General features: G+C 70.1%; 1 pseudogene. It reads left to right on the forward strand.

Going from position 1 to position 278, the window contains the following annotated elements:
• Positions 1–145: 145 nt before the first annotated feature.
• A pseudogene (locus ACSNOK_RS34050) lies at positions 146–278 on the forward strand (AIM24 family protein); the annotation flags it as partial.

The following is a 278-nucleotide window of genomic DNA, read 5'->3' on the forward strand; positions in this document are numbered from 1 at the left end:
GTCTACGTCCAGCCCAGCGAGCGGAACACGATCGGCGGTGACGTCTAGCCGTTAGCGACGCACGTGCGGCCACCGGCCCGCGGACGACCGCCGAACCCGCACCCGTCCGCCGCACGGGCGGATAAGCGAACGGAAGGGGGGCTTGATGCCGTTCAGGGAGATCGGCTCCAAGATGGTCGAGGCCCGGGTGGCGCCCGGGCAGCGGATGTTCAGCCAGCGCGGCGCGATGATCGCGTACAAGGGCGAGGTCTCCTTCACGCCCAACATCCAGGGCGGCC

Source organism: Streptomyces sp. URMC 126 (genome assembly GCF_051386555.1).
Taxonomy (GTDB): domain Bacteria; phylum Actinomycetota; class Actinomycetes; order Streptomycetales; family Streptomycetaceae; genus Streptomyces.